Source organism: Enterococcus sp. AZ079 (assembly GCF_050547255.1).
Taxonomy (GTDB): Bacteria; Bacillota; Bacilli; order Lactobacillales; family Enterococcaceae; genus Enterococcus_D; species Enterococcus_D casseliflavus.
The window spans coordinates 358,479-381,261 of record NZ_CP172955.1 but is presented as its reverse complement, the minus strand read 5'-3'; the positions used below and the strand labels follow the sequence as shown (position 1 = coordinate 381,261).

Here is a 22,783-nt window from a genome sequence, read left to right as displayed (position 1 = left end):
GAGTGTCGAAATGATTGAACTATCCGTTCCTGGAAAACTATTTATTGCTGGTGAATACGCCGTTGTCGAACCAGGTCATCCTGCAATCATCGTTGCCGTTGACCAATTTATCACGGTCACTGTTGAAGAGGCCCGTAAAAATGGCAGCATCCAGTCTGCCCAATACAGCGACCTGCCGATTCGCTGGACCCGTCGCAAAGGCGAATTAGTCTTAGACCACCGGGATAACCCGTTCCACTATATTTTGGCAGCCATTCGTCTGACGGAAAAATATGCCCAAGAAAAAGGCATTCCCCTTTCCTTTTACGATTTAAAAGTGACCAGTGAACTGGATAACTCGAATGGTCGCAAATATGGCCTCGGTTCCAGCGGTGCCGTGACTGTTGCCACGGTCAAAGCATTGAATCTGTACTATCAAATGGAAATGGATCGGTTGACCCAATTCAAAATTGCGGCTCTTGCCCATCTCGCTGTTCAAGGCAATGGGTCGTGCGGTGATATTGCGGCCTCTTGCTATGGCGGCTGGATCGCTTTTTCAACCTTCGATCACGACTGGGTCTTAACCAAACAAAAAGACCATACCTTAACAGAATTGATCGCTTTCGATTGGCCAGGATTATCGATCCGTCCCTTGACGGTTCCGAAATCTCTTCGACTGCTGATTGGCTGGACAGGCTCTCCTGCCTCCACCTCTGATTTAGTGGATCAAGTCTATCAATCCAAAGAAGAAAAAGAAAACGCCTATGCGGCCTTTTTAGCAGCCAGCAAAGACTGCGTCAATCGATTGATCGACGGCTTCTTAAATGAAGACAGTCGCACGATCAAAAAAATGATCACGGAAAATCGAAAGCTCCTGCGGGAGTTGTCCGCACTGACTGGTGTGCCGATTGAAACTCCAGCACTTAAAAAGCTCTGTGATCTAGCAGAAAATTATTGTGGTGCAGCCAAATCTTCCGGTGCCGGCGGCGGCGATTGCGGCATCGTGATCGTTGACCAAAAAACCGGTATTTTACCATTGATGAGTGCGTGGGAAAAAGCCGAGATCACCCCCTTGCCGCTGCATGTTTACCATTACCGGGAGGACCTATCATGAATCGAAAAGATGAACATGTTTCCTTAGCAAAAGCGTTCCATAAAGAACACAGCAACGATTTTGATGCAGTTCGCTTGGTTCACCAGTCGTTTCCACAAATTGACGTGGCTGATGTGTCAATTGCGACGACTGTCTTTGACCGCTCATTTTCCAGCCCTTTTTTCATTAATGCCATGACCGGCGGCAGTGAAAAAACCTTAAAAATCAATCAAGAGTTAGCAGAGATCGCACAAGCCTGTGAGTTGATGATGGCAACCGGCTCAGTTTCGGCTGCCTTAAAAGACCCAAGTGTCGCCGATTCTTTCCGTATCGTCCGTAAAGCCAATCCTGACGGCTTCTTATTAGCCAATATTGGCGCGGGCAGTCCCGTTGAAAATGCACAGCGGGCAGTGGAGCTCTTTGATGCCGATGCCTTGCAGATCCATCTGAATGCACCGCAAGAATTAGTGATGCCAGAAGGCGATCGTCAATTCAGCCAATGGCTGTCCTTATTGGAAAAAACGATGGCTTCTGTTGCCGTTCCGGTTGTCGTAAAAGAGGTCGGCTTTGGGATGTCCCGTGAAACGATCCAGCAGTTACTGGCGATCGGCGTACAAACGATTGATGTTGCTGGCAGCGGCGGCACAAGTTTTACTCAAATCGAAAATGCTCGTCGAAAAAAACGTGAATTGGCGTATTTAGACACCTTTGGTCAATCCACCGTGATTTCCTTGCTGGAAGCAAATGAGATCCAACAGCCCTTTACCCGCATCGCTTCAGGCGGGGTTCGGGATGCTTACGATATCTTCAAAGCACTTTGCCTTGGTGCCGATAGCGTAGGACTATCCGCCACGATCCTCGTGCTGCTTTTGTCAAAAGGCAAAGAAGAAACCATCGCCACCTTACAATCATGGAAGGAACAGCTGCAGCTGCTCTACACAATGGCAGGACAGACAAGCACCAAAGACCTTACCAAGGTTCAGCTGATTTTTTCTGGTGCTGTCAAAGAGTGGTGTGAAGCACGTCAGATTCCCTTAGCAAAGTATAGTTTGCGTTAAGCGATCCAATCGCTGACTACCACATCAAATAAGTAAAAGCAGTACAATTCGTTTTTTATTGTACTGCTTTTTTTTGTGTTCTTTTTTCTATAATAGTAAGTTTCCATTTATCATTTGGATAGTAACGTTATTTAATCGCTACTTGATAATCACTTTCATTATCAGGTACGTTGTTTTTTTACCATCTTGTTTTCGAATGTGCTATGCTCAAGTTGAGGGAGGAACAATCGATTATTTCTTGAGAAAAGGATCGGTTTTTCATTCCTAGACTACATTCAAAAGGAGGCGTTTCTTATGAGTAAATCAGAATCGTCGGCTGTTTTTTCAACGATCGCTTGTTTGCTTTTGATGGCAACTGGCTTTCTTATGGCATCTTTTTCCATTCCTTATAGCTTTGTCCCTTATCTGTTAGCGATTCTTGCTGGTGGTTGGAAACAAACCTGGGAAGGCACGCAAGAATTGGTGCACGACAAACGGTTGAACGTCGATCTATTGATGGCATTAGCCGCCATCGGTGCCTGTATCATTGGTCATTGGTTTGAAGGGGCGATGCTGACCTTTATCTTTTGTTTGAGCGGTGCCCTTGAGGAATATACGACCAACAAAAGTACGCGAGAAATCAGTTCATTAATGGCACTGCAACCAACGACTGCCTTAAAAATGATTGAAAGTGGCGAGCTCGTCGAAGTACCAGTAGAAGCCCTTCAGTTAAAAGATACGATTATGGTGGCAAAAGGCAGTGCGATCCCGATCGACGGTATCGTGATCCAAGGAAACAGCAGCGTTGATGAGGCGGCCATCAGTGGCGAATCCATTCCTGTCGAGAAACGTTTAGGCAGTGAAGTCTTTGGCGGAACCATCAACCTCGGGCAGCCATTGTACATTGAAGTTACTCAAACGAGTGAAAACACCCGCTTTGCAAAAATCATTCAATTGGTGGAAGAAGCACAGCAAATGCCAAGTCAAACGGCGACCTTGATAGAGAAAATCGAACGGATCTATGTGCCGATCGTCCTGATCGCCGTCCCGCTAATGATCGTTTTGTGTACGTTTTTCACGAATTGGGGGTTCCAAGAAAGCTTTTATCGCGGTATGGTTTTACTGGTGGTGGCATCTCCTTGTGCCTTAGTCGCCTCTGCTACTCCTGCGACCTTAGCAGCTATTTCTCACGCTGCTCGTTTGGGCGTTTTATGCAAAGGCGGACAAGCCTTAGATGCCTTTGCCAATGTAAAAGCGATCGCTTTTGACAAAACCGGAACGCTGACTCGCGGCAAACCTGCTGTCACTGATGTCCATCTGTTGCTGGATGAACCCTTTATTCCCCAACTGATCGTCGGGATGGAAAAACAATCAAATCACCCATTGGCTGAAGCGATCTTGGCGTATTTTCATGATGAAAAGCCGTTGGAATTAGCCGTGGAAGAACAAGCGGGGGTCGGTCTAGCCGCCACTTACCAAGCTGCCCATTGGACGATTGGAAAAGAAGTCGATCTAACCTCTGTTGCTGCCAGTGAGCAAACCCGCATCCACGAATTGAAAGCAGCTGGAAAAACCTTGATTTATATCAATCGTGACCGTGTGTTAGCAGGGTATTTAGCGCTATTGGATCAGCCCCGTCCTGAAGCTCGTGAGAGTCTTGCCTACTTCAATGAGCAGGGGATTCACACGACGATGCTGACGGGTGATCATTTAGGTACTGCTAAAGTGATCGCAGCAGAAATCGGCTTGTCTGACTACGAAAGTGATTGCCTGCCTGATGAGAAAACCACTCGGATCAAAGAAATGAAAGAAACCTACAAAATCAATGCGATGGTCGGTGATGGGATCAATGATGCCCCCGCCTTAGCGACCGCAAGTGTGGGGATCGCGATGGGCGAAGGAACCGACGTCGCAATGGATGTGGCGGACATCGTCTTGATGAAAAATGATTTGCTGCGCTTGGTCGACAGTCACCGTTTGGCTAAAAAATTACAGCGGATCATCAAACAAAACATCGTCTTTTCTATCAGCGTCATCTTGTTGCTGATCGCTTCAAACTTCCTTGAATTTCTCACGCTGCCTCTAGGGGTCGTGGGTCATGAAGGAAGCACGATCTTAGTTATCTTAAACGGGTTGCGTATGCTTTTGCCATTACACAAAGAAACACCCCAGCAAGCCAAACCAACTCGCAAAGATTGTGATGATTGCGTCTTGTATCAACAGTCTTTGCATACGTGATCACTACTTGCATTAGAAAAACGCCCGTTGTTGGCACTTCACTAGAAGTCCATCAACGGGCGTTTTGCTGTTTTTCCTATTTATGCGTGATTGGCAAGTTGTTCCGTGTAGAGTTTGCCATCGTACATCTTAAAGAATGGATAATAGCAGAGAATGGAAACCCCTAAGTTGATCAAAGCGATCAGGATGGCTCGGAAATCACCACCGGTTCCTAAAAACGCCCCAATTCCGACTGGCGAGATCCAAGGAATCCCAGTAATGACTTTATCGACAAAGCCAAATGAGCTAGCAAAGTAAGCAATCGTGACGTTGATCAAAGGGGTTATGATAAAGGGGATGATCAAATACGGATTGTAGACGATCGGTGCCCCGAAGATCACTGGTTCATTGATATTAAAAAGCCCTGGTAAGATCGCTGCTTTTCCTAAGACTTTGAGCTGTTGTGATTTTGCCACAAACAGCATCAATAAAACCAATCCAAGCGTACTTCCTGCGCCGCCCATAAAAATATACATGTTCACGAAATCCCCAGCAAAAATATTATTGGCACCATCGATATTTTCTGTTAGAGCCACCAACAGGATGGGATTGATGAAACTATTTTTAATAACAGCCGTCCCATGAACCCCCACTGCCCATAAGAGATGGATAAGGAGCATAATCACGATGATTCCTAACCAAGAACCCGTCAACTCTTTCACGAATTCAAATGGTTTGGACAGCAATCCGTGAAGATCCGTGTGGAAAACCGCCAGTACCCCGTTGATCGCCACCATCAAAAAGGCGATCAAAATCGCTGGGATCAATGACGCAAATGCCTTGCTGACTCCATCGGGAACTCCTTCAGGCATCTGGATGGTGATCTTTCTTCTTACACAAAAACGATAGACCGCCGTAGCAAGCACTGCGGTGATGATCCCAATAAAGATGCCTACCCCGCTAAAGCGTGTGATCCAACCGCCTATGGCGATTCCATTGTAAACAATGGCAGTTTCGCTTTCTGACTGCAGCAATTGAGCTGCACCATCTGTGATATCGACTTGGACGATCGTCATTAAAAAGGCAAACAAGCTTAATAACGCCCCTACAAAACTGCTCATAGTCAAATGATCTTCTTTATGATAAATCTCAGTTAAATAATACCCTGTTGCTAAACAATAAAAAACAGCAATCGAGCCGACAGACATCGTGGTCACGACACTATAAAGCGGTGAAAATCGTAAAATCGTTTGTTCGAAAAAGCCAGCCAGTGGTGGAATGATCTGCGGTAAATTATTGATGATCAAAAAGATCGATCCGACGATCGTAAAAGGGACCGTAATGATCCCTGCTTGCATGATTGCGCGAATAAAGCGTAAATTCGCCAACTTATTCAAAGGCGGCATCAAACGCGTTTCTAAAAAGGTAAAAACACTTGTCATCGTTACTCCTCCAACGAAGGGATCGCCCCTTCTTCAATCAGCTTTTGATACCAATAAAAGCTGTCTTTTCTCACTCGTTTTTGTTCTTTTTCCTGTGCATCATTGCGATCCACGTAAATGAAGCCATACCGTTTTCGAATCCCCTCATGTACACTGATCAAATCAATGGCAGACCACGGACTGTATCCGATCAGATCCACCCCAGCATTGATCGCGGCTAAGCATTGGCTGATATGCTGCGACAAATAATCGATACGGTACGGATCATGAACCGTGCCATCTGCTTCTAGATGATCTTCTGCCCCTAAGCCGTTTTCGGTAATGATGATCGGCAAGTAGTAACGATCATAAAGAGTCTGCAACGTCGTTTTCAGCCCCAAGGGATCGATGGTCCAATTGAAGGCATTTTTCTTCAAGAACGTATTGGTGAACCCTTTGTAAAAACCACGCTCCATAATGTCTTCACTTTGCTGATCGCTGATACCGTTTTTCATATCCCCGGCTTCCGTCGGCTGCTCCACTGTCACTGTGGTGTAGAAGTTCATCGCGACAAAGTCAGGCAGCGCCCGTTTCATCAACGCCTCATCCTCCGGACCAAAGTCAATCGTGAGCCCGTTTTGGTTCAAATAATCTTGAAAGACCGTGTTGTAACGACCGAAGCAGGCAAAATCAAGGTAAGCCCAGTTCCGGACACTGTTGAAGTACAACGCTGCTTGGTTGTCTTCTGGTCGACTAGTCGCCGCATAGACCAACGAAATATTCGGCACCGGTCCGATTTTGCCATTTGGAACGATTTCATGACACGCTTCGAAGGCATATTTTTCAGCGATCATCAGGTGATGAAATTGCTGGTATTTTTCTGATAATGGAATCTTTTTCCCTAATATTTTTTGATCCACCAGCAGCATGATATTTGGTTCATTGATCGTCAGCCAATGCGTCACTCGATCCCCATAGGCTGTAAACAGCGTTTTGGCATATGCGGCAAATGCCTCAACGGTGCTGCGTTTTGTCCAGCCGCCTTCTTCTTCCAATGCTTGCGGCAAGTCAAAATGGTTCAGCGTCACAAAGGGCTGAATCCCGTGTTTCAGCAATTCATCAATGACATCGCTGTAATGATCCAAGCCTTTTTGATTAATAGTACCGCGCCCTTCTGGAAAAATTCGCGACCAAGCGATCGAAAAGCGGAAAATTTTGATCCCCATTTCTGCTAACAAGGCGATATCCTCTTTGTACTTGTGGTAATGGTCGACAGCCACTGTAAAATCTGCGATCTCATGGTTGTCTCTTGGACGAGTATCTTGGACACTCAGTCCCTTACCGTCGGTTTGATACGCCCCTTCGGTTTGGTGCGCGGAAATCGATGCTCCCCACAAAAAATCGGTTGGAAATGTTTGTTTCATATCGTACTCCTTATCCTAAATAAGATGCGTTTGACATCTTAGAATTATTGCTTGCATAGCAAAGACAATATTCTGAATTATCTCTTATTTTTCGCGGTAACGCAAAAAATAACTCCTGTCAAGTAAGACCCTCTTGAAGAGCTGCTACTTAGACACAAAAAAAGCAAAGTCCAGTTTCCTAGACTTTGCTTATGATTTAGAAGTAGCAGCTTATTTTTTCTCTGCTTTGTCTTCGTTCAATAGTGCTTTTCTTGAAAGGTTCACACGACCTTGTTTGTCGATTTCTGTAACCTTCACTAAGATTTCGTCGCCTTCTTTGACAACGTCTTCCACTTTGTTGACCCGTTCGTTCGCAAGTTGTGAAATATGAACTAAGCCGTCTTTGCCTTTGATCAAGTTGACAAACGCACCAAATTTTTCAATACGGACAACTTTCCCAAGGTACACTTCGCCAACTTTTACTTCTTTCGTCAATTCTTCAATGATCTTGATGGCTTTTTGGATCATTTCTGCATCAGCAGAAGCAATCGAAACTTTTCCGTCTTGATCGATATCGATTTTCACGCCAGTTTCATCAATGATGCCATTGATGGTGTCGCCGCCTTTACCGATTACATCTTTGATCTTCGCAGGATCGATTTGGATCATTTCGATCTTCGGTGCGTATTGGCTTAACTCTTCACGAGGAGCAGCCAATGTTGATGTCAATTCATTTAAGATTTCCATCCGTGCTTTTTTCGCTTGATCTAATGCTTCTGTCAAGATTTGTTCAGTGATTCCTTGGATCTTGATATCCATTTGTAACGCAGTGATCCCATCTTTGGTTCCAGCAACTTTAAAGTCCATATCGCCAAGGTGATCTTCTAAGCCTTGGATATCCGTTAAGATCGTGTAGTTTTTACCATCAGATACAAGTCCCATTGCGATACCTGCAACTGGTGCTTTGATTGGTACCCCTGCATCCATCAATGCTAAGGTTCCTGCACAAATACTTGCTTGAGAAGAAGAACCATTTGATTCTAATACTTCTGCAACAAGACGGATTGTGTAAGGGAAGTCTGTTTCATCAGGAATCACTTGTGCTAAGGCACGTTCGCCTAATGCACCATGACCGATTTCACGACGTCCTGGTGAGCCAGCACGACCAGTCGAACCAACAGAAAATTGAGGGAAGTTGTAATGGTGGATGAATCGTTTTGATTCTTCAACCCCTAATCCATCAATGATTTGGTGTTCACCTAAAGGTGCTAACGTACACGCAGACAACGCTTGGGTTTGTCCCCGAGTAAATAGACCAGAACCATGAACACGTGGCAATAAGCCAACTTCTGATGCCAATGGACGGATTTCGTCTAATTGACGGCCATCCGGACGAATCTTGTCGATGGTGATCAATTCGCGAACCACATCTTTTTCAAGATCTTCTGCGATTTGTTTCACTTCTTTCAAGAATTGTGCTTCCTCTTCATGTCCAGCAAATTTTTCTGCATACACTTCTTTCACTGTGTCTTTGACTTTATCGATCTCGTCTTCACGAGCCAATTTTTCTTCCGTCATAACAGCAGTTTTCATTGTTTGGTAGTAGCCGTCGAAAATTTCTTTTTTCAAGTCAGCATCTACTTGTAACAATTTGACTTCCATTTTTGGTTTGCCCACAGCTGCGACAACTTCTTCTTGGAAGGCAACCAATTCTTTGATAGCATCAAAGCCGAATAATAACGCACCTAACATGTCTTCTTCAGAAACTTCTTTCGCTCCTGATTCAACCATGTTGATGGCTTTTTTCGTTCCAGCTACTGTCAATTCGATATCGGTTTGTTCTGCTTGTTCTACTGTTGGATTCAAGACATATTCGCCATTGACCCGACCGACATCGACACCAGCGATCGGTCCGTCAAACGGGATATCTGAAATAGATAACGCTAAAGAAGAACCTAACATTGCTGCCATTGCAGGCGTACAATCTTGTTCAACGCTCATTACGATGTTTGTAACTTGTACTTCATTACGGAAGCCTTCCGCAAACATTGGACGGATCGGACGGTCGATCAAGCGGGCAGTCAAGGTTGCTTCCGTACTTGGACGTCCTTCACGTTTGATAAAGCCACCAGGTACTTTCCCTACGGCATACATTTTTTCTTCGTAATTGATCGTTAATGGGAAAAAGTCGGTATCTTTTGCTTCCTTAGATGCAACCGCTGCACTTAGGACAACCGTGTCGCCATAACGAACCAATACAGCTCCGTTTGCTTGCTTGGCTAATTGGCCAACTTCTACTTCTAATGGGCGGCCGCCCCAAGTTGTTTTGAATACTTGTTTTTCTGTCATGTTCTGCTCCTTTTCATCGGATCCCAGCAAGTCACTACTAAACAAATGAAAAAATCGGAATGGCGTTCCGCTGCTTTCATTTGGTTAGTAGGATGCTGCTTACAAGGACCCAAAATTCTTTTTGGCTGCGCTTTTTGATTCACCAGTCAAAAGGCCGCTATTTTGGTGTTTCACTTTTTAGATGGCTCGAGCTTACCTGTCAGACTGCATCAGCTGTTTTAGCCGACAATGCAGTCGCAGTGATTCCGCTGCTTGGTCACTACCCTCGCTGCTCTCGCCTAGTAGGTTTCATCATCTGCTCTGTGCGGCTTGCGTCGCCCAGTCGCAGTGATTCCACTGCTTGGTCACTACGCTCGTTGCTCTCGCCTAGTACTATTCATCATCTGCTCTGTGCGGCTTGCGCCGCTCAGTCGCAGTGATTCCGCTGCTTGGTCACTACGCTCGCTGCTCTCGCCTAGTACTATTCATCATCTGCTCTGTGCGGCTTGCGCCGCTCAGTCGCAGTAATTCATAGCAAAAAAGTGAGATTCGGGTTGAACCTCACTTTTCTTTGTTTGATTAACGACGTAATCCTAAAGCTTGGATTAATTCGCGGTAACGTTGTACGTCTTTTTGACGTAGGTAAGCTAATAAGTTACGACGATGTCCAACTTTTTTCATCAACCCACGGTATGAATGGTGGTCTTTTTTGTGCATACGTGCATGTTCGTTCAAATGGTTGATTTCTTCTGTTAAAACAGCGATTTGAACTTCTGGAGAACCAGTATCTCCTTCATGACGTGCAAATTTGTTGATGATTTCGTTTTTGCGTTCTTTTGAAATTGCCATGTTTTTCACCTCTTTTTCTTTTTCCCCTGCGACTGAGTAAAACGTTGGTGATTCGTTAAACCAAGTAACAGGTACTGTGCTTTTCACACGTAATTACTTTACTTGATTCTAAGTAAAAAAGCAAGTTTATCTACCTATTCTTTTCGTTTCTTTTGAAAGCTCCTCCAAAACTTATGTTATACTTAGGATACTACTCTATCTAAAGGAAGTGTAAGGATGAGCGTTCTTTCCCGAATCGAGAGCATGAAAAATGAATTATCGCTTTCTGAGAAGAAACTCTTCGCATTCATGGAGGCCAATCCTGAAAAAGTGCCGTCGATGACTGCGAGTCAATTAGCAGAAGCCACTGGGATCAGTGCACCAACCGTTGTACGTTTTGCGAAAAAAACCGGCTTTGCTAGTTTGACAGATTTAAAAATACAATTATCTGCCGAATCCGGCTTGCGCCACAATGCCAATGAGCATTTAGGCTATGCCGATGTTGAATTAAACGAGCCCTTTCATGCCATCACCTCAAAATTGAGCCACAATGCCCAGGTGACCATGAATGAGACGGCCCAATTATTAGAAGAACAGCTGATGTTGGCTGCCGCTGAACTGATCGCGACTCGTGAACGCATTTTTGTCTGCGGAATCGGTGCTTCCTCATTGATCGCACAAGATATCCAACAAAAATGGACTCGTTTAGGCAAGATCGTCGTGTTTGAAAATGACTACAATCTCTTGTTGCCGCAACTTGTCAAAAACGAGAAAAAAAGTCTGGTCTGGGTCATTTCCAACAGTGGACACACGCCTGAGATGGTTCACTTAGCCGAAATCGCTAAAAATCTTGGCGTTCCGATCCTGTCACTCACCCGCTTTGGCAGCAATCCGTTGACGAAGTTGGCGGATGTTCCCCTGCAAGTGTCCCGTTCCAAAGAAGCCAACCAGCGGAGTGCCGCTACCAATTCAATCATCGCCCACCTATTAGCGGTCGATGTCCTTTTCTATGTCTTTTTAAGTAAAAATGAAAAGCTGGCACGAAATATCTATGCGTCACGCCAAGCCATCGCTGATTTTCGTGAGAAGTATTTGTAAAATGTTAGGGAGCTATAGCCTCCTACTCTTTATTAAAGCGATGACTCTACCCATTGATGAAACGTTTTTTACCAATCAAAGACAAGAGGCTGAATGTCATCAGCCTCTATTTTTTTATGCTAAGCAATGATCCCCATTGTAGAATGAACTGGACGTTGCATTCATTCTTACTCCGTCTCGCTAGATAGAATCCGCTCCTGTTTTCTCCTTGCTCGCGACTACTTTCCTCATTGCTCCTCCTCCAAATACGAGACTACCCACGAATCAAATAGTTTTTGATACGCAGCTTTTGGGCGGTCTTTTTCTTGATACACCTTTTGTGCGATGGCCGCTTGGAGCCAAAAAATCGCTTGGATCACTTCACGACTAGTCTGAGCCTCAGGTACATCCGCCCAGACGGATAAAGCGATCGCCTGTGTTTGGGCAAGCTGTTCCTGTGCAACTTGTTGTCCATTGGCAAACGTCGTCAACTGGAATTCATTGCTGATTTTTTCGTAGGTTGGATAAGTATAGCCTGCCGCTTCTCCTAAGACATAATAGAAAAAATTATCATTGTGATTGATCATGGTATAGCCTTTTTCAAAAAAGACATCTGCCGGCGCCATATTCTGGTTCCAACGGGTCCAATAGGAGATTTGGCAATTCTCCGTCAACGTTGTCTGCTCTTGGCGATTCAAGCGGTAAAACCCATCATTCCAGACCCGCACAACAAAGCCGAGACTTTCAACAAAGGCCGCCAGCTCATTGACGTAATCAATAAAGACTTCGATTCCACTGGCTTTTTCTCCATAGCGCTCACGGGCTGCTTCGATCATTTGCGGAAAGTTTTCTAAATGATCAAAATCAATAAACTCATCGGCACCAATATGAAAATAGGTGCTGTCTTCAAACAGTTGCGCATATTCCCGATAAACTTCCTGAATAAAAGCTACCGCTTCTGAATCCAAAATGTTCAGTGCTCGATCATCACGCGTGCCATCGGCTGTCGGTAATTGCCACTCGGGCTTTTGAGCCAACACTTGCCGCAGATGACCGGGAGAATCAAAGTCCGGAATGATGGCAATGCGATGTTCGTGGGCATATGCGATCAATTCGCGGATCTCTTGTTTGGTCAAATACTCCTCCGAAACGATTTCTGGAAATTGCTCTGATTCAATGCGAAATCCTTCATTCTCGGAAAAGTGTAGCTGTAGATGGGTAAACTGGAAACAAGCCATACTACGAACGACAGCTTTTAAATCCATCAAGGAGTAAAATTTGCGACCAATATCGATCATTAAGCAACGTTCGGGGATAGCCGCCGCATATGAGCCTTCCCGCAATTGATCAGTAAAGAAATCTCGCCAATATTTCGTTGTAGCAGGATAGACCTTCTCAGGAGTTGAGACAATGATCTGTTGCTTCTCAAAACGAAAATCCGCATCAAGTGATGGCCTGAGAACGATTTGGGGTTGGTGGTCTGGCATTTGCCAGCCCATTGTTGCAAAAAGAGCGGTTGCTTTTTTATAATCTACGAATTCATTGTGTGCTTCATTCATCTTCGTTTCTCTCAGTACAATTAATAATTTGTTCCCTTTTATGAAGGTTCCTTTCTATCATAACACCTGATTATAAGAACGTTTTCATTTTGAGAGATTTCTTAATAAGTACTAATCAGAAAAGCCGGTCCTGTGTATGGTGGTTAATTGCCTATTCAAACGATCATCCCAGTAAAGCCAACAATTCTCATGTAGTTGTCGATCGATTCGTTATAACTTTTCTGGAAGGATGTGAATGGGAAAAAGAGCCAGCTTCCCAATGATGATTCTCTCCCCTATACTACTACAAAAGAAAAATCAGCTGAGCTGCAATTGGCCTTTACTATTGAAACAGTCCCTGCTCCAAATAATCCACCAACGGACCCAAGTACTTTTTATCTGTCCAATCACAATCTTGTCCGTTGGCTTCCATGAGCGCCTTCATCTGCGGATCATAGGTGTGAGGCGCTTTCTTAGCCGCAGCTTTTCTTAACATTTTCACTAAGTTTCGATCAAAGAAATTCATTTTGCTTTCCTGCCATTGTCCTCTGCCGTAAAAAAGGGGGATGTCTTTTAGCGGACCCGTGAGATTCTGTTCTTTGAGTTTTTTCACAACATCTTCTTCAGGAGCAGAGGCTCCCGCACAAAAGATAAGTATCTCTTTGTCTTTTAGCTGGTTGGTATTCTTTTTTAAAAAGGACAGTCCAGCAATACCCGATGCATAGATTCCCCCACAGAAGATAATTGTGTCATAATCCATTACTTCAGCTATTTTCGCTTTTGGGGTTTCTAGGCTGGAAAAACCTGTTGCATCTTGAAGCCAGTGGACATACTTTTTGACAGCGCCGTATTTCGATTGATAAACAATAATGCCGTTTTTCATGGGGGAACTCCTCTCTGCAGTTAGGACTGCACCTTATGGTTTTGTGCCAGCTATTGCTTGTTCTAAAAACGTTTCGTACGCTTTTTCCTGTTGTGCATAGATTTCATCTAGTGGAATACCAGGTGTCGTTACTGAGAAAATCGTACCGATTCCGATCGTGTAAATGAGCATATGCATGTGTAGCTGTTTGGCGGTTTCTATACTGATAGTCAAATCGGCGGCAATCCTTTGGGCTACTTGAGGATTCGTCTCCAACTGATACAGATCTTCTAATGACGAAACATTCGCTCTTTTTTGTAAGACAAAAATACTCAAAATATGGGGTTCTTCTTTCGCCAATTGCAAATACGCGTGTCCGGTACTGCGAAACAGATCCTGGGGGTCGCTATGGGCTTCTAGATACGCTTGTAAAAATTGCCGTGCTTTCTGCTCTACCTCTGTTCGCAGGCCCTCCATATTGGTGCAGTAACTATAAATGGGCTGGACTGAACAGCCTAACTTCTCGGCAATGTTCTTGACGATCACGTGCTCCATACCGCCTTTTCGAGCAATCTCAAAGGCGGCATCAACCACCATTTCCTTTGTTATTCGTTGTTTCGGCATTCATTGCCCTCCTTAAGCACAAGTTTCGTTATATAAACTCTTTATATAAATCGATTATATTCTTTTGTTCCTTCGAAGTCAATTGGATCCAAGCCACTATCCCTCGCTCTTTCTATTGAATAAAGAGCTGTCGCTTTCTCACAAATCATCGTTCATAGGGTGTAAATCTTCCGTTACTTTCCAATGATTGCTGGCTCTTTTATCCGCATAAAAAAGGTACAGCCCACAGAAAAAGGCTGTACCGTAGATAATACGTATGGGCTCTTTTACACTCGAAGCTGCTACACTTCTGGGGTGTTCTCTGGTGGCGCTTCGGGGATCGGTTCTTCCTCTTTATACAAGGAGGAAACCCGCGTATACCATTCAAACACATGGGTAATGACCACTTTAGCTGCCGCATACACAGGAATCCCTAAAATGACCCCAACAAGGCCAAACAGTTTTCCTGAAGTCAAGAGGACTAACAGGATCGTGACAGGATGAATCGACAACTCGTTTCCTAGAACTAATGGCGAAATCAAGCGGCCTTCAATGGTCTGCTCAATGACAAAGACGATCAGCACTTGGATCAGTAACACGGGTCCACCGACGATTCCTAAAAAGACCGCAGGGATCATGGCCAAAAAAGATCCTAAATAAGGGATTAAATTTAGAAATCCCGCTGCAATCCCCAGTGTGATGGCATAATCTAAGCCAATGATACTAAACCCGATCATAAACATCACTGCGACCGCAAACGCCACCGTCAGTTGTCCCCGAATATAGGAGGATACTTGATCGTTCATCTCTTTTAAGACGACCAGTGATGGCTGGCGCATTTTGGTTGGCAGAAATTTAACAAAATAAGGGGCTAGTTTACGGCCATCTTTCAGTAGGTAGAACAAAATAAATGGCATGGTAATGACCGCTAAAACGATCGTTGCAACGGCGCCGAAGAAACTGCCTAGATTTTGAATCGTGCTGCGGGAAAGGTTTTGGACGATATCCGTCAAAGAAGAAATCAGCTTCTCATTGGAGGCTTCGATCTGCTCTTGGACTTGCGAGAAGATTGGATCAGAGAGAATCTCATTCACCTTATTCTCGATGATCGTCAAGTAGCCTGGCAAATTATCCGCAAAGCTCATGGATTGCTCTTGGATCTTAGGGATGATCACCACCACACCCCAGACGATCAGACCAACCACTAAAATAAAGAGACCAAAAATACTGTAGATTCGTTTGATTCCCTTGCGTTCTAAGTAGTCGACGGTGGGGTTCATCAAGTAATACAAGATCCCCGCCAAAATGATTGGCAATCCGACGATGGCTAAAAATTGCCAGACGGGTTCAAACAAATACGACACTTTCGTAAAGAGCAGCAAAATCAAGAGAATCAATAAAATGACCAGCAAGCTGGTCACTGCTTGATTGTTTAAAAACCATTTCCAAAACCAGGAATGCGGCTTTTTCTGCGTTTCTTTCATGACATTCTTTGCCTCCTAGTCGTACGTCACCTGCATGCCGACTTCTAGTTTCGGCAGAACAGTTGGCGTTAAATAAATCGCACTTGAAAGCTGATCTTCAGCCGGCACTTCGTCAAAGACAAAGGTCACATGCTGGATCGTTTGCAGGATTTGGTTTACGACCGTCCCTACATATTGGACTTGATAGGTCTGATCACCAAAAGTGATCTGGTCCCCTTTTGTGACGACTAACGCTTGCGAATCAGGAATCGTTTGAATGACTGAATATTCTCGCAGTGTGTCGGTCGCTTCTTCCCCAAAAAAGATGATCATTCTTTCTTGCGAATCGATCGCTTGTGGACCGATTTCTTTGATCGTCCCTTTTTTCATATGACAAACTCCCCTTTCTATCTTCTTGTTTATTATAACATAAAGAGTTTTTCTACCCGCCCAAAACCGCATTCTATGGTAGAATTAAATAGGAATGAAACTATTAGGAGGTTTTTTTATGTTGCAAACGATTTATTTAGGTACGTACACTCGTCGCGAAAGTAAAGGGATCTATTCGATCGCTTTAGATACGGAAAAAGGAACACTGACCGATTTGACCTTATGCGCGGAAGAAAAAAGTCCGACTTATCTTGCCCGCAGTAAAAAAGAAGCAGTTTACAGCGTCACAGAAGTAGATGGCAACGGCGGCGCAGCTGCTTATACCCCAGACTTTACCTTGCTGAATACCGCAACGGAAGAAGGCACACCACTTTGCTATGTAGCAGTTGATGAAACCCGTCAGCTTTTATATGGTGCCAACTACCATAAAGGTGAAGTGAATGTTTATAAAATTCTAGAGGATGGCAGCATCGAAGCAACGGACAGCATCTACCATGATGAACCCGTCGGCTCTCATGAAAACCAAGACAAACCTCATGTCCACTATACTGACTTAACACCAGACCAACGTTTAGCAGTTTGTGACCTTGGAACGGACCGTGTCTATACTTATGATATTTCAGAAGATGGCAAACTGACAGAAGTTGCCGTTTACGTGGCAGAAGACGGAACTGGCCCACGTCACTTGGTCTTCCATCCAACTAACCAATACGCTTACTTAGTGGGCGAATTAGACAGCTCATTGACTGTTTTACGCTACAATGAAGCAGATGGCAGTTTTGAGAATATCCAAAAGGTGCCAACGATCCCTGCAGACTTTACGGATTTCAACAGTGGCGCTGCGGTACGTATCTCGAACGATGGCCGTTTTGTTTACAGCTCAAATCGCGGCCATAATTCAATCGCTGTTTTTGAAGTAACCGATGAAGGCGCTGGCCTGACTTTTGTTCAATCAATCTCGACTGAAGGCGACTTCCCTCGCGACTTCGATTTGGACCCGACAAACGATTATCTCGTTTGTGCCAACCAAAATTCTGATAACCTAACGTTATACAAACGCGATGAAGCCACTGGCAAATTGACTGTCTTAGAAAAAGACATCTACGCACCGGAATGTGTCTGCGTCTTATTCAAAAAATAAAGTTTTGGAGGATTCCCCCATGTTTGATAAAACACCAAAGGAACTTGTGCTCAAAGATTTTTCTAATATCTACAATAAATGTCAATCAACCTTTGAACTAGTGACGAGCCGCAAATACAATGAATCATTGGTCCTATTAACGACTGCAGAAACGTATGCGATCGCTGAAAAAGCCTATATTCGCTGCGATACTGCCAAAGAGCTGCAAACAGCGGAAGTCATTGCTTTCTTTGATGCTTTTGAGATCTATTATTTTGAATTAAAACAAGTCCTTTTTCATGATGACGATGATTTTGTTTCTTTAAAAAATCGTTTAGAAAAAATGAAAGACACTTACGAAGCATTGACAGCCTCATTTCATTTGTTATGATGAAATCAAATCAAATGTGAAAAAGGTGACGTTATGAACCAAGAACAAGTGTTGGATCGTTTACGAGAAGAATTGGCCATGCCGTTTTTCGAAGCAAAACTAGAAGACAAAGCCTATTCCGAAGAAGACTATCAACAAGTCAAAGCGGATTTGGTAAAATACTTTGATGACTATGTACGCAATGTAGAAAATTAAGAAACGGGACTGTGACATAAGTCCATAGAAGAAAACCGCAAGAAATGACGAGAAATCGTTCATTTCTTGCGGTTTTTTGGGTAAAATAAAAAGGAGCACCGGTTGCCGCCAATGCCCCATCATTTAATCCTGAAAGGACTAAACAAAATGTATACTAATTATAACATGAATCAACTCACTTTGGATCTATCTACTTCATTTTCTCCAAAAGAAAATCATGTCGCCGTTTTTATCCATGAACTGGTTGAAGCGCTTCAGATTAATGACCCCTATCTTTTTGGTCGACCAAGAGAATATGATTTAGGTGCCATGTTGAAGTTGGTTCTTTTTGCGTATACGCGAGAAACCTTTACAAGTCGCAAGATTGAACGCTTAGCTGAAGAAAACCTCTATGCTCGCTGGTTGACGCAAGAACGGGTTCCGACTTATCGAACGATCGCCCGTTTTTGTGTATCTAACGATGTGCAGGAGTTGACCAATAAAGGCTTAGATCAGTTGACAGAGTATCTGCGTGCACGGAATCTGATTGATGATGCGTTGTTTATTGACGGTACAAAAATCTTGGCAGATGCGAATAAGTACAGCTTTGTCTGGAAGAAAAACACGATCCGATTCGATCAAATGAATCGCGAAAAACTGCTTACTATGATGACGGAACTAAGAGAAGCGTATGCCCTGAAACAGATTCCCGAAGGGACGACCTTGACAGTAGACATGATAGATGAACTGTTAACACGGATGGAACTACGTCTGGAAGAACTAGAAAAAGAAGTTGAGGCAACGAAACGTCTTTCGCCAAATCCAGCGAAACAACAACGACGAACGTTGAAAAGCCAAGTACGCAAATTAAATACAAAACGAGAAAAAGTTCTGGAACATCAAACGCAGTTTTCTACTTATGGGACAAGAAACAGTTATTCAAAAACTGATCATGATGCGACATTCATGCGCCTAAAAGAAGACCCTATGAAAAATGGACAACTTAAGCCTGCGTATAACCTGCAAATCGCTACTTGTAATCAATTTGTACTCGGCTACGATGTCTTTCAAAACCCAACAGACACTAAGACACTAAAACCATTACTGGAAAAGATGAAGATTGCACAAAAGTCCCCTCATTATTTGGTCGCCGATGCAGGCTATGGTTCAGAAAGCAATTACCGCTATATAGAAGATGAACTTCCCCAACATACTGCACTGATTCCTTATGGAACGATGTTTAAAGAACAAAGCAAGAAATGGCAGACAGATGATCGGAAAGTAATGAATTGGGATTATGAGCCTAAGGAAGACTTTTACATCGACCCCAAAGGGGTACGATTCAATTTTCATGCTTACCGTCAACGAACAGATGCGGATGGCTTTGTCCGAGATTTTAAAGAATATCAAGCAGAAAAAACGGATGCGAACCAAGCGCTCATTCCTGAAGCCTTAACCCCAAAGGGGAATCGCAGAAAGATCACTGTAAATCCGTCTTGGGAATACCATAAAGAAAAACAAAAAGAGCGCTTATCAACGCCTGAAATTCAAAAAATATATGGTCGGAGAAAGATCGACGTGGAAACAGTCTTCGGATTTATGAAGGCTTGTTTGGGTTTCACTCGATACACGGTTAGGGGCTTAGAAAAAGTCAGAAAACAGACGGGTTTACTCATTACGGCAATCAATATGATGAAATTGACAAAAATAGGTACTTGAACTACCCAAAATGAATAAAAAAACAAGGAGCACTCGAAAAATCACATGATTTTCGAGTGCTCCTTATATTTTGGAGAGCGTAACTAGTTAACTTATGTCACGCCCCCGTTTTACTGTTATAACGTCACTAGAAAGTTTTGATTCGTCGTAGCTTCGATTTGAGGATGCTGTTTTAAATAGTCAGCAATCAGTTCCGTCATATCGACTTGAATCTCACGAACGATTTTTTCGGCAGAAAACATGGCGTAGTTGCCGCCACCTACTGCACGGTATTGGTTAATGACGATCTCTAATTCTTGATCCATCGCAATGGCTTTTTCTTCAAAGTCCAAGCGGGTGATTCGCTGACCGACGGGTTGACTAAGATCGATCGTATACTCGATGCCTTCATACATATCGTAGTTATAATATTGCGGCTTTGGCTCAATAAAAGCAGGATTGAAGATGATCTGACCGTCAACAACGGCTAAATAATCCGCCGTTTGTTCTAAAGCGGCTTTTAATTCGGCACCTGTTATTTTGACTACAGCTAACGTATTTGGGTAAATATAATTAGTGATCACATCTCGCATCGTGATGGTTGCGCCAAAGCCTTTGCCCTCATTGTTGAAAAGAGCAGTACCAGAAATTTTGGCGCCGCTGGCAGCCATCTGAACACGATTGATAAATTCAATATAAGGGTGCTCTTTCAAGCGTGCCCCCATCGGATCGGTGATTCGCATATCCCCACTGACTTTGCCTAACGGCTGATCTAGCCAGGTTTGTAATTCTTCTTCGATGGGTGCTAACAAAGCCAACGTCTCTTGATCTGGGACAGCATCTGCAACAGGGATCAACGCAGCCGTACTGTTTGTGACATGAACCCCTGTCTGATTTTTTTCAACCGTCAATTCGATGGCGCCGATAAAGCTTCCACGATAACCGGGCTGTACAACGGGGACACCATTGATTTTTGTGGCGATCTCACGGTGCTGGTGTCCTGTGAAGAACGCATCGATTCCTGAGACTTCCTGCAATAATTGATAGCCCTCATTTTCACCAGTCAATAATTCGGTCGGTTCTCCAGTGACTAAATCACGCTCGAAACCGCCATGGTAACTGACGACAACGATATCGGCTTTTTCTCTTAAGTAAGGCACATAGTTTTTCGCTGTCTCAACGATGCTGACAAACTGCATCCCGCGAATCGTCGCAGGCTGTTCCCAATGAGGAATATATGGCGTCACCATTCCTAAGATCGCGATCTTTACCCCTTCTTTTTCAATGATGGTGTAAGCTTGGCCAAAGAATGGTTCTCCCGCTTCATTTAAAATATTCGCTGCGAGTACTGGTGTTTGGTAGCTGGCGATCGCTTCTTGCAAATAAGGCAGACCGTAGTTGAACTCATGATTGCCTAAGACATGGACATCAACGTCTAGGTGGTTGACGACAGCGGTCAATGCGGCAACGGAGTGCTGACTTTTGGCGATGTAATAGCTTAAGGGCGAGCCTTGGATAAAGTCGCCATTTTCGATCGTTACGACCGGTCCGGTGGCTGCTTGACGTAGCTCTTTCATTTTGGTAGCAACTTTTGCCACGCCGAATCCTTGTTCCGTGTCATCGGCAAAATTGGTTGGATAAACATAGCCATGCATATCGCTCGTTTCTAAAAACGTGATTTTCATTCAAAAGACTCCTTTTCCCCTCAATAGACCAAAAGGGCATGCGCATAAGTCGAAAACCCTCGAAAGCCAGCATTTTCTGCTTTCTTGTGTCTTCAAATCTTATGGCACAAACCCTTTTGTCTTTCATTCTCAGGTGTTTCCCTGATTATACCCTAGTTTGACGAAGAAATTCAGAATTATTGGTTCCAAGCATCTTCTAATTGTGGTTTTGCGTTTTCAATCAATTGATCGACATCTTGATCTGTATTAGACAAAATGTTTTCCATGATTGAACGCATTTCATTGTAAGCAGGATCAGCATTTTCAATCACTGGGATCGAGAACAATTCTTTGGTTGCATCTTCTAATTTGGCAGCGACTTTTGTTTCAGGATTGTTTTTGTATTCATCGCTTTCCAAAACAGATTCAACAACTGGCATGTAGCCGGTATCGATCGCCCATGTTTTTTGCGCTTCTGGCAAAGTTAAGTATTTCATGTATTCAAAAGCAGCAGTGCGTTGCTCTGGTGTTGCGCTGTTGAACATATACAAGTCAGTTCCTTGTTGCAAGTTGATTGGTTCTGGACGAGCTGCTACGTCATATTCAAATTTGCCTTCGGTATCTTTTTTAACAAAGCCTTCCCCTGCGATTGAGCCGACATACATTGCGATTTGCTCGTTGGCAAATGGACCAGACAAGTATTTGTCAGAACCAGCGATTCGGAAGTAGCCGTCTTTGACACCATCTAGGTAGTAGTTGATGACATCTTTTGATTCATCGCTGTCTAGTTGCAAGTCTTTGTCAAAATCAACGCCTTGATTTTTCATTGCGATGGCATAGTAGTTGTTTAATGAGTCAAAACCAGCACCTACGACTTCACCGTTTGATTTTTCGTAGATTTCTTGAGAAGCTTCTTTTAATTCTTCCAGGTTTGTTGGTACGTCAATACCATACTCGTCTAACATGTCTGCATTGTAAAACAGCATTTCTGTAGATTTGTTGAAAGGAATCCCGTATTGCACGCCGTCGATTTGTGCACCATCTAAAAGGGCACTGCGGATCTCTTCTTGGTCACCCCAACCGATAGTATCATCGTTGATGTATTCGCCAAGGTCAACTAGCATGTCATCTTGGGCAGCATTCCATAACCAACCAGGATATGCTTGGGTGATAGTTGGCAGATCTTTTGGTGAAGGCAAGGTTGAATTCACCTTTGCTTGCAAATCAGGATAGCTTGATTGGTTCTGCAATTCGATCTTGATGTTTGGATTTTCGTCCATGAATTGCTCGGTCAATTTCGTCAATGATTCTTCTTGCGCACCATTCATTGCATGCCAAAAGGTGACAGTCGTATCTTCGCTTAGTTCTGTAACGATTTCATCACTTTCCGTAGAACCAGATGAATCGTTGTTGTTTCCACAAGCCCCTAATACCAATGTCGCGGCTGCAGCTGCTGCAAATGCAAGTTTCTTTGTTTTCATTTTTTCCTCTCCTCTA

At 43.9% G+C, this 22,783-nt stretch carries 19 protein-coding genes; 8 read left to right on the top strand and 11 right to left on the bottom strand.

Features of this window, described 5'->3' with window-relative positions:
* Positions 1–10 precede the first annotated feature (10 nt).
* The 3 genes from IGJ15_RS01895 to IGJ15_RS01885 all read left to right on the top strand — a co-directional run bounded on the left by IGJ15_RS01895 (position 11) and on the right by IGJ15_RS01885 (position 4,347).
* Positions 11–1,093: a phosphomevalonate kinase gene (locus tag IGJ15_RS01895; protein WP_010749128.1), complete on the top strand. Its 1,083-nt coding sequence runs from the start codon at positions 11–13 to the stop codon at positions 1,091–1,093.
* Positions 1,090–2,130 (top strand): type 2 isopentenyl-diphosphate Delta-isomerase, encoded by a 1,041-nt coding sequence (gene fni, locus IGJ15_RS01890; protein ID WP_010749127.1) that lies wholly within the window; start codon positions 1,090–1,092, stop codon positions 2,128–2,130. Before IGJ15_RS01895 ends, fni begins: the two co-directional genes overlap by 4 nt.
* A 294-nt stretch (positions 2,131–2,424) precedes the next feature.
* On the top strand, positions 2,425–4,347 hold the full coding sequence (locus IGJ15_RS01885; protein WP_010749126.1) for a heavy metal translocating P-type ATPase: 1,923 nt from the start codon (positions 2,425–2,427) through the stop codon (positions 4,345–4,347).
* Between the two features lie 80 nt (positions 4,348–4,427).
* Here IGJ15_RS01885 and celB read toward each other — a convergent pair whose 3' ends face one another.
* The 4 genes from celB to rpsO form a co-directional block, all read right to left on the bottom strand.
* Positions 4,428–5,768 (bottom strand): PTS cellobiose transporter subunit IIC, encoded by a 1,341-nt coding sequence (gene celB, locus IGJ15_RS01880; protein ID WP_010749125.1) that lies wholly within the window; start codon positions 5,766–5,768, stop codon positions 4,428–4,430.
* A 2-nt stretch (positions 5,769–5,770) separates the two neighbouring features.
* Positions 5,771–7,171, bottom strand: a complete 1,401-nt coding sequence (locus IGJ15_RS01875) for a glycoside hydrolase family 1 protein (RefSeq protein ID WP_010749124.1) — start codon at positions 7,169–7,171, stop codon at positions 5,771–5,773.
* A 210-nt stretch (positions 7,172–7,381) separates the two neighbouring features.
* The gene (pnp, locus tag IGJ15_RS01870; protein ID WP_010749123.1) at positions 7,382–9,499 is read right to left on the bottom strand and encodes a polyribonucleotide nucleotidyltransferase; all 2,118 of its coding nucleotides are present in this window, start codon (positions 9,497–9,499) and stop codon (positions 7,382–7,384) included.
* 558 nt (positions 9,500–10,057) lie between these two features.
* Positions 10,058–10,327, bottom strand: a complete 270-nt coding sequence (gene rpsO / locus IGJ15_RS01865; protein ID WP_005228072.1) for a 30S ribosomal protein S15 — start codon at positions 10,325–10,327, stop codon at positions 10,058–10,060.
* A 216-nt stretch (positions 10,328–10,543) separates the two neighbouring features.
* On the opposite strand from rpsO, the gene IGJ15_RS01860 reads away from it, so the two are divergent.
* Positions 10,544–11,404: a MurR/RpiR family transcriptional regulator gene (locus tag IGJ15_RS01860; protein ID WP_005228070.1), complete on the top strand. Its 861-nt coding sequence runs from the start codon at positions 10,544–10,546 to the stop codon at positions 11,402–11,404.
* A gap of 227 nt (positions 11,405–11,631) precedes the next feature.
* On the opposite strand, the gene IGJ15_RS01855 is transcribed toward IGJ15_RS01860, so the two are convergent.
* The 5 genes from IGJ15_RS01855 to IGJ15_RS01835 form a co-directional block, all read right to left on the bottom strand.
* Complete coding sequence (locus tag IGJ15_RS01855; RefSeq protein WP_010749122.1) at positions 11,632–12,942, bottom strand: family 20 glycosylhydrolase; 1,311 nt, start codon at positions 12,940–12,942, stop codon at positions 11,632–11,634.
* A 322-nt stretch (positions 12,943–13,264) separates the two neighbouring features.
* Entirely contained in the window at positions 13,265–13,804 is a 540-nt protein-coding gene (locus IGJ15_RS01850; RefSeq protein WP_010749121.1) for a flavodoxin domain-containing protein, read from the bottom strand.
* Positions 13,805–13,837: 33 nt separating this feature from the next.
* On the bottom strand, positions 13,838–14,407 hold the full coding sequence (locus IGJ15_RS01845; protein WP_010749120.1) for a TetR/AcrR family transcriptional regulator: 570 nt from the start codon (positions 14,405–14,407) through the stop codon (positions 13,838–13,840).
* Between the two features lie 281 nt (positions 14,408–14,688).
* On the bottom strand, positions 14,689–15,870 hold the full coding sequence (locus IGJ15_RS01840) for an AI-2E family transporter (RefSeq protein ID WP_010749119.1): 1,182 nt from the start codon (positions 15,868–15,870) through the stop codon (positions 14,689–14,691).
* 15 nt (positions 15,871–15,885) lie between these two features.
* A complete protein-coding gene (locus tag IGJ15_RS01835; protein WP_005228025.1) occupies positions 15,886–16,239 on the bottom strand; it encodes a PTS glucitol/sorbitol transporter subunit IIA in 354 nt (117 codons plus the stop codon).
* Between the two features lie 118 nt (positions 16,240–16,357).
* On the opposite strand from IGJ15_RS01835, the gene IGJ15_RS01830 reads away from it, so the two are divergent.
* The 4 genes from IGJ15_RS01830 to IGJ15_RS01815 all read left to right on the top strand — a co-directional run bounded on the left by IGJ15_RS01830 (position 16,358) and on the right by IGJ15_RS01815 (position 19,643).
* Positions 16,358–17,380, top strand: coding sequence for a lactonase family protein (locus IGJ15_RS01830; RefSeq protein WP_430599244.1), 1,023 nt, complete (start codon positions 16,358–16,360; stop codon positions 17,378–17,380).
* 19 nt (positions 17,381–17,399) lie between these two features.
* Entirely contained in the window at positions 17,400–17,750 is a 351-nt protein-coding gene (locus IGJ15_RS01825) for a hypothetical protein (RefSeq protein ID WP_005233740.1), read from the top strand.
* Between the two features lie 33 nt (positions 17,751–17,783).
* Positions 17,784–17,945: a hypothetical protein gene (locus IGJ15_RS01820; RefSeq protein ID WP_010749117.1), complete on the top strand. Its 162-nt coding sequence runs from the start codon at positions 17,784–17,786 to the stop codon at positions 17,943–17,945.
* A 147-nt stretch (positions 17,946–18,092) separates the two neighbouring features.
* Complete coding sequence (locus tag IGJ15_RS01815) at positions 18,093–19,643, top strand: IS1182 family transposase (RefSeq protein WP_034696319.1); 1,551 nt, start codon at positions 18,093–18,095, stop codon at positions 19,641–19,643.
* A 116-nt stretch (positions 19,644–19,759) separates the two neighbouring features.
* Here the strand turns inward: IGJ15_RS01815 and IGJ15_RS01810 are convergent, their stop codons facing one another.
* Positions 19,760–21,307: a bifunctional metallophosphatase/5'-nucleotidase gene (locus IGJ15_RS01810; protein ID WP_010749115.1), complete on the bottom strand. Its 1,548-nt coding sequence runs from the start codon at positions 21,305–21,307 to the stop codon at positions 19,760–19,762.
* A gap of 176 nt (positions 21,308–21,483) precedes the next feature.
* The gene (locus IGJ15_RS01805) at positions 21,484–22,767 is read right to left on the bottom strand and encodes an ABC transporter substrate-binding protein (protein ID WP_010749114.1); all 1,284 of its coding nucleotides are present in this window, start codon (positions 22,765–22,767) and stop codon (positions 21,484–21,486) included.
* Between the last annotated feature and the right edge of the window lie 16 nt (positions 22,768–22,783).

Excerpts from the sequence above, each read along its gene's own strand:
- IGJ15_RS01845 (WP_010749120.1), bottom strand. The coding sequence starts at position 14,407 with ATGCCGAAACAACGAATAACAAAGGAAATGGTGGTTGATGCCGCCTTT.
- IGJ15_RS01885 (WP_010749126.1), top strand. The coding sequence starts at position 2,425 with ATGAGTAAATCAGAATCGTCGGCTGTTTTTTCAACGATCGCTTGTTTG.
- IGJ15_RS01850 (WP_010749121.1), bottom strand. The coding sequence starts at position 13,804 with ATGAAAAACGGCATTATTGTTTATCAATCGAAATACGGCGCTGTCAAA.
- fni (WP_010749127.1), top strand. The coding sequence starts at position 1,090 with ATGAATCGAAAAGATGAACATGTTTCCTTAGCAAAAGCGTTCCATAAA.
- IGJ15_RS01855 (WP_010749122.1), bottom strand. The coding sequence starts at position 12,942 with ATGAATGAAGCACACAATGAATTCGTAGATTATAAAAAAGCAACCGCT.
- IGJ15_RS01840 (WP_010749119.1), bottom strand. The coding sequence starts at position 15,870 with ATGAAAGAAACGCAGAAAAAGCCGCATTCCTGGTTTTGGAAATGGTTT.
- IGJ15_RS01810 (WP_010749115.1), bottom strand. The coding sequence starts at position 21,307 with ATGAAAATCACGTTTTTAGAAACGAGCGATATGCATGGCTATGTTTAT.
- IGJ15_RS01820 (WP_010749117.1), top strand. The coding sequence starts at position 17,784 with ATGAACCAAGAACAAGTGTTGGATCGTTTACGAGAAGAATTGGCCATG.
- pnp (WP_010749123.1), bottom strand. The coding sequence starts at position 9,499 with ATGACAGAAAAACAAGTATTCAAAACAACTTGGGGCGGCCGCCCATTA.
- IGJ15_RS01895 (WP_010749128.1), top strand. The coding sequence starts at position 11 with ATGATTGAACTATCCGTTCCTGGAAAACTATTTATTGCTGGTGAATAC.
- IGJ15_RS01835 (WP_005228025.1), bottom strand. The coding sequence starts at position 16,239 with ATGAAAAAAGGGACGATCAAAGAAATCGGTCCACAAGCGATCGATTCG.
- IGJ15_RS01805 (WP_010749114.1), bottom strand. The coding sequence starts at position 22,767 with ATGAAAACAAAGAAACTTGCATTTGCAGCAGCTGCAGCCGCGACATTG.
- IGJ15_RS01815 (WP_034696319.1), top strand. The coding sequence starts at position 18,093 with ATGTATACTAATTATAACATGAATCAACTCACTTTGGATCTATCTACT.
- IGJ15_RS01875 (WP_010749124.1), bottom strand. The coding sequence starts at position 7,171 with ATGAAACAAACATTTCCAACCGATTTTTTGTGGGGAGCATCGATTTCC.
- rpsO (WP_005228072.1), bottom strand. The coding sequence starts at position 10,327 with ATGGCAATTTCAAAAGAACGCAAAAACGAAATCATCAACAAATTTGCA.
- IGJ15_RS01825 (WP_005233740.1), top strand. The coding sequence starts at position 17,400 with ATGTTTGATAAAACACCAAAGGAACTTGTGCTCAAAGATTTTTCTAAT.
- IGJ15_RS01830 (WP_430599244.1), top strand. The coding sequence starts at position 16,358 with ATGTTGCAAACGATTTATTTAGGTACGTACACTCGTCGCGAAAGTAAA.
- celB (WP_010749125.1), bottom strand. The coding sequence starts at position 5,768 with ATGACAAGTGTTTTTACCTTTTTAGAAACGCGTTTGATGCCGCCTTTG.
- IGJ15_RS01860 (WP_005228070.1), top strand. The coding sequence starts at position 10,544 with ATGAGCGTTCTTTCCCGAATCGAGAGCATGAAAAATGAATTATCGCTT.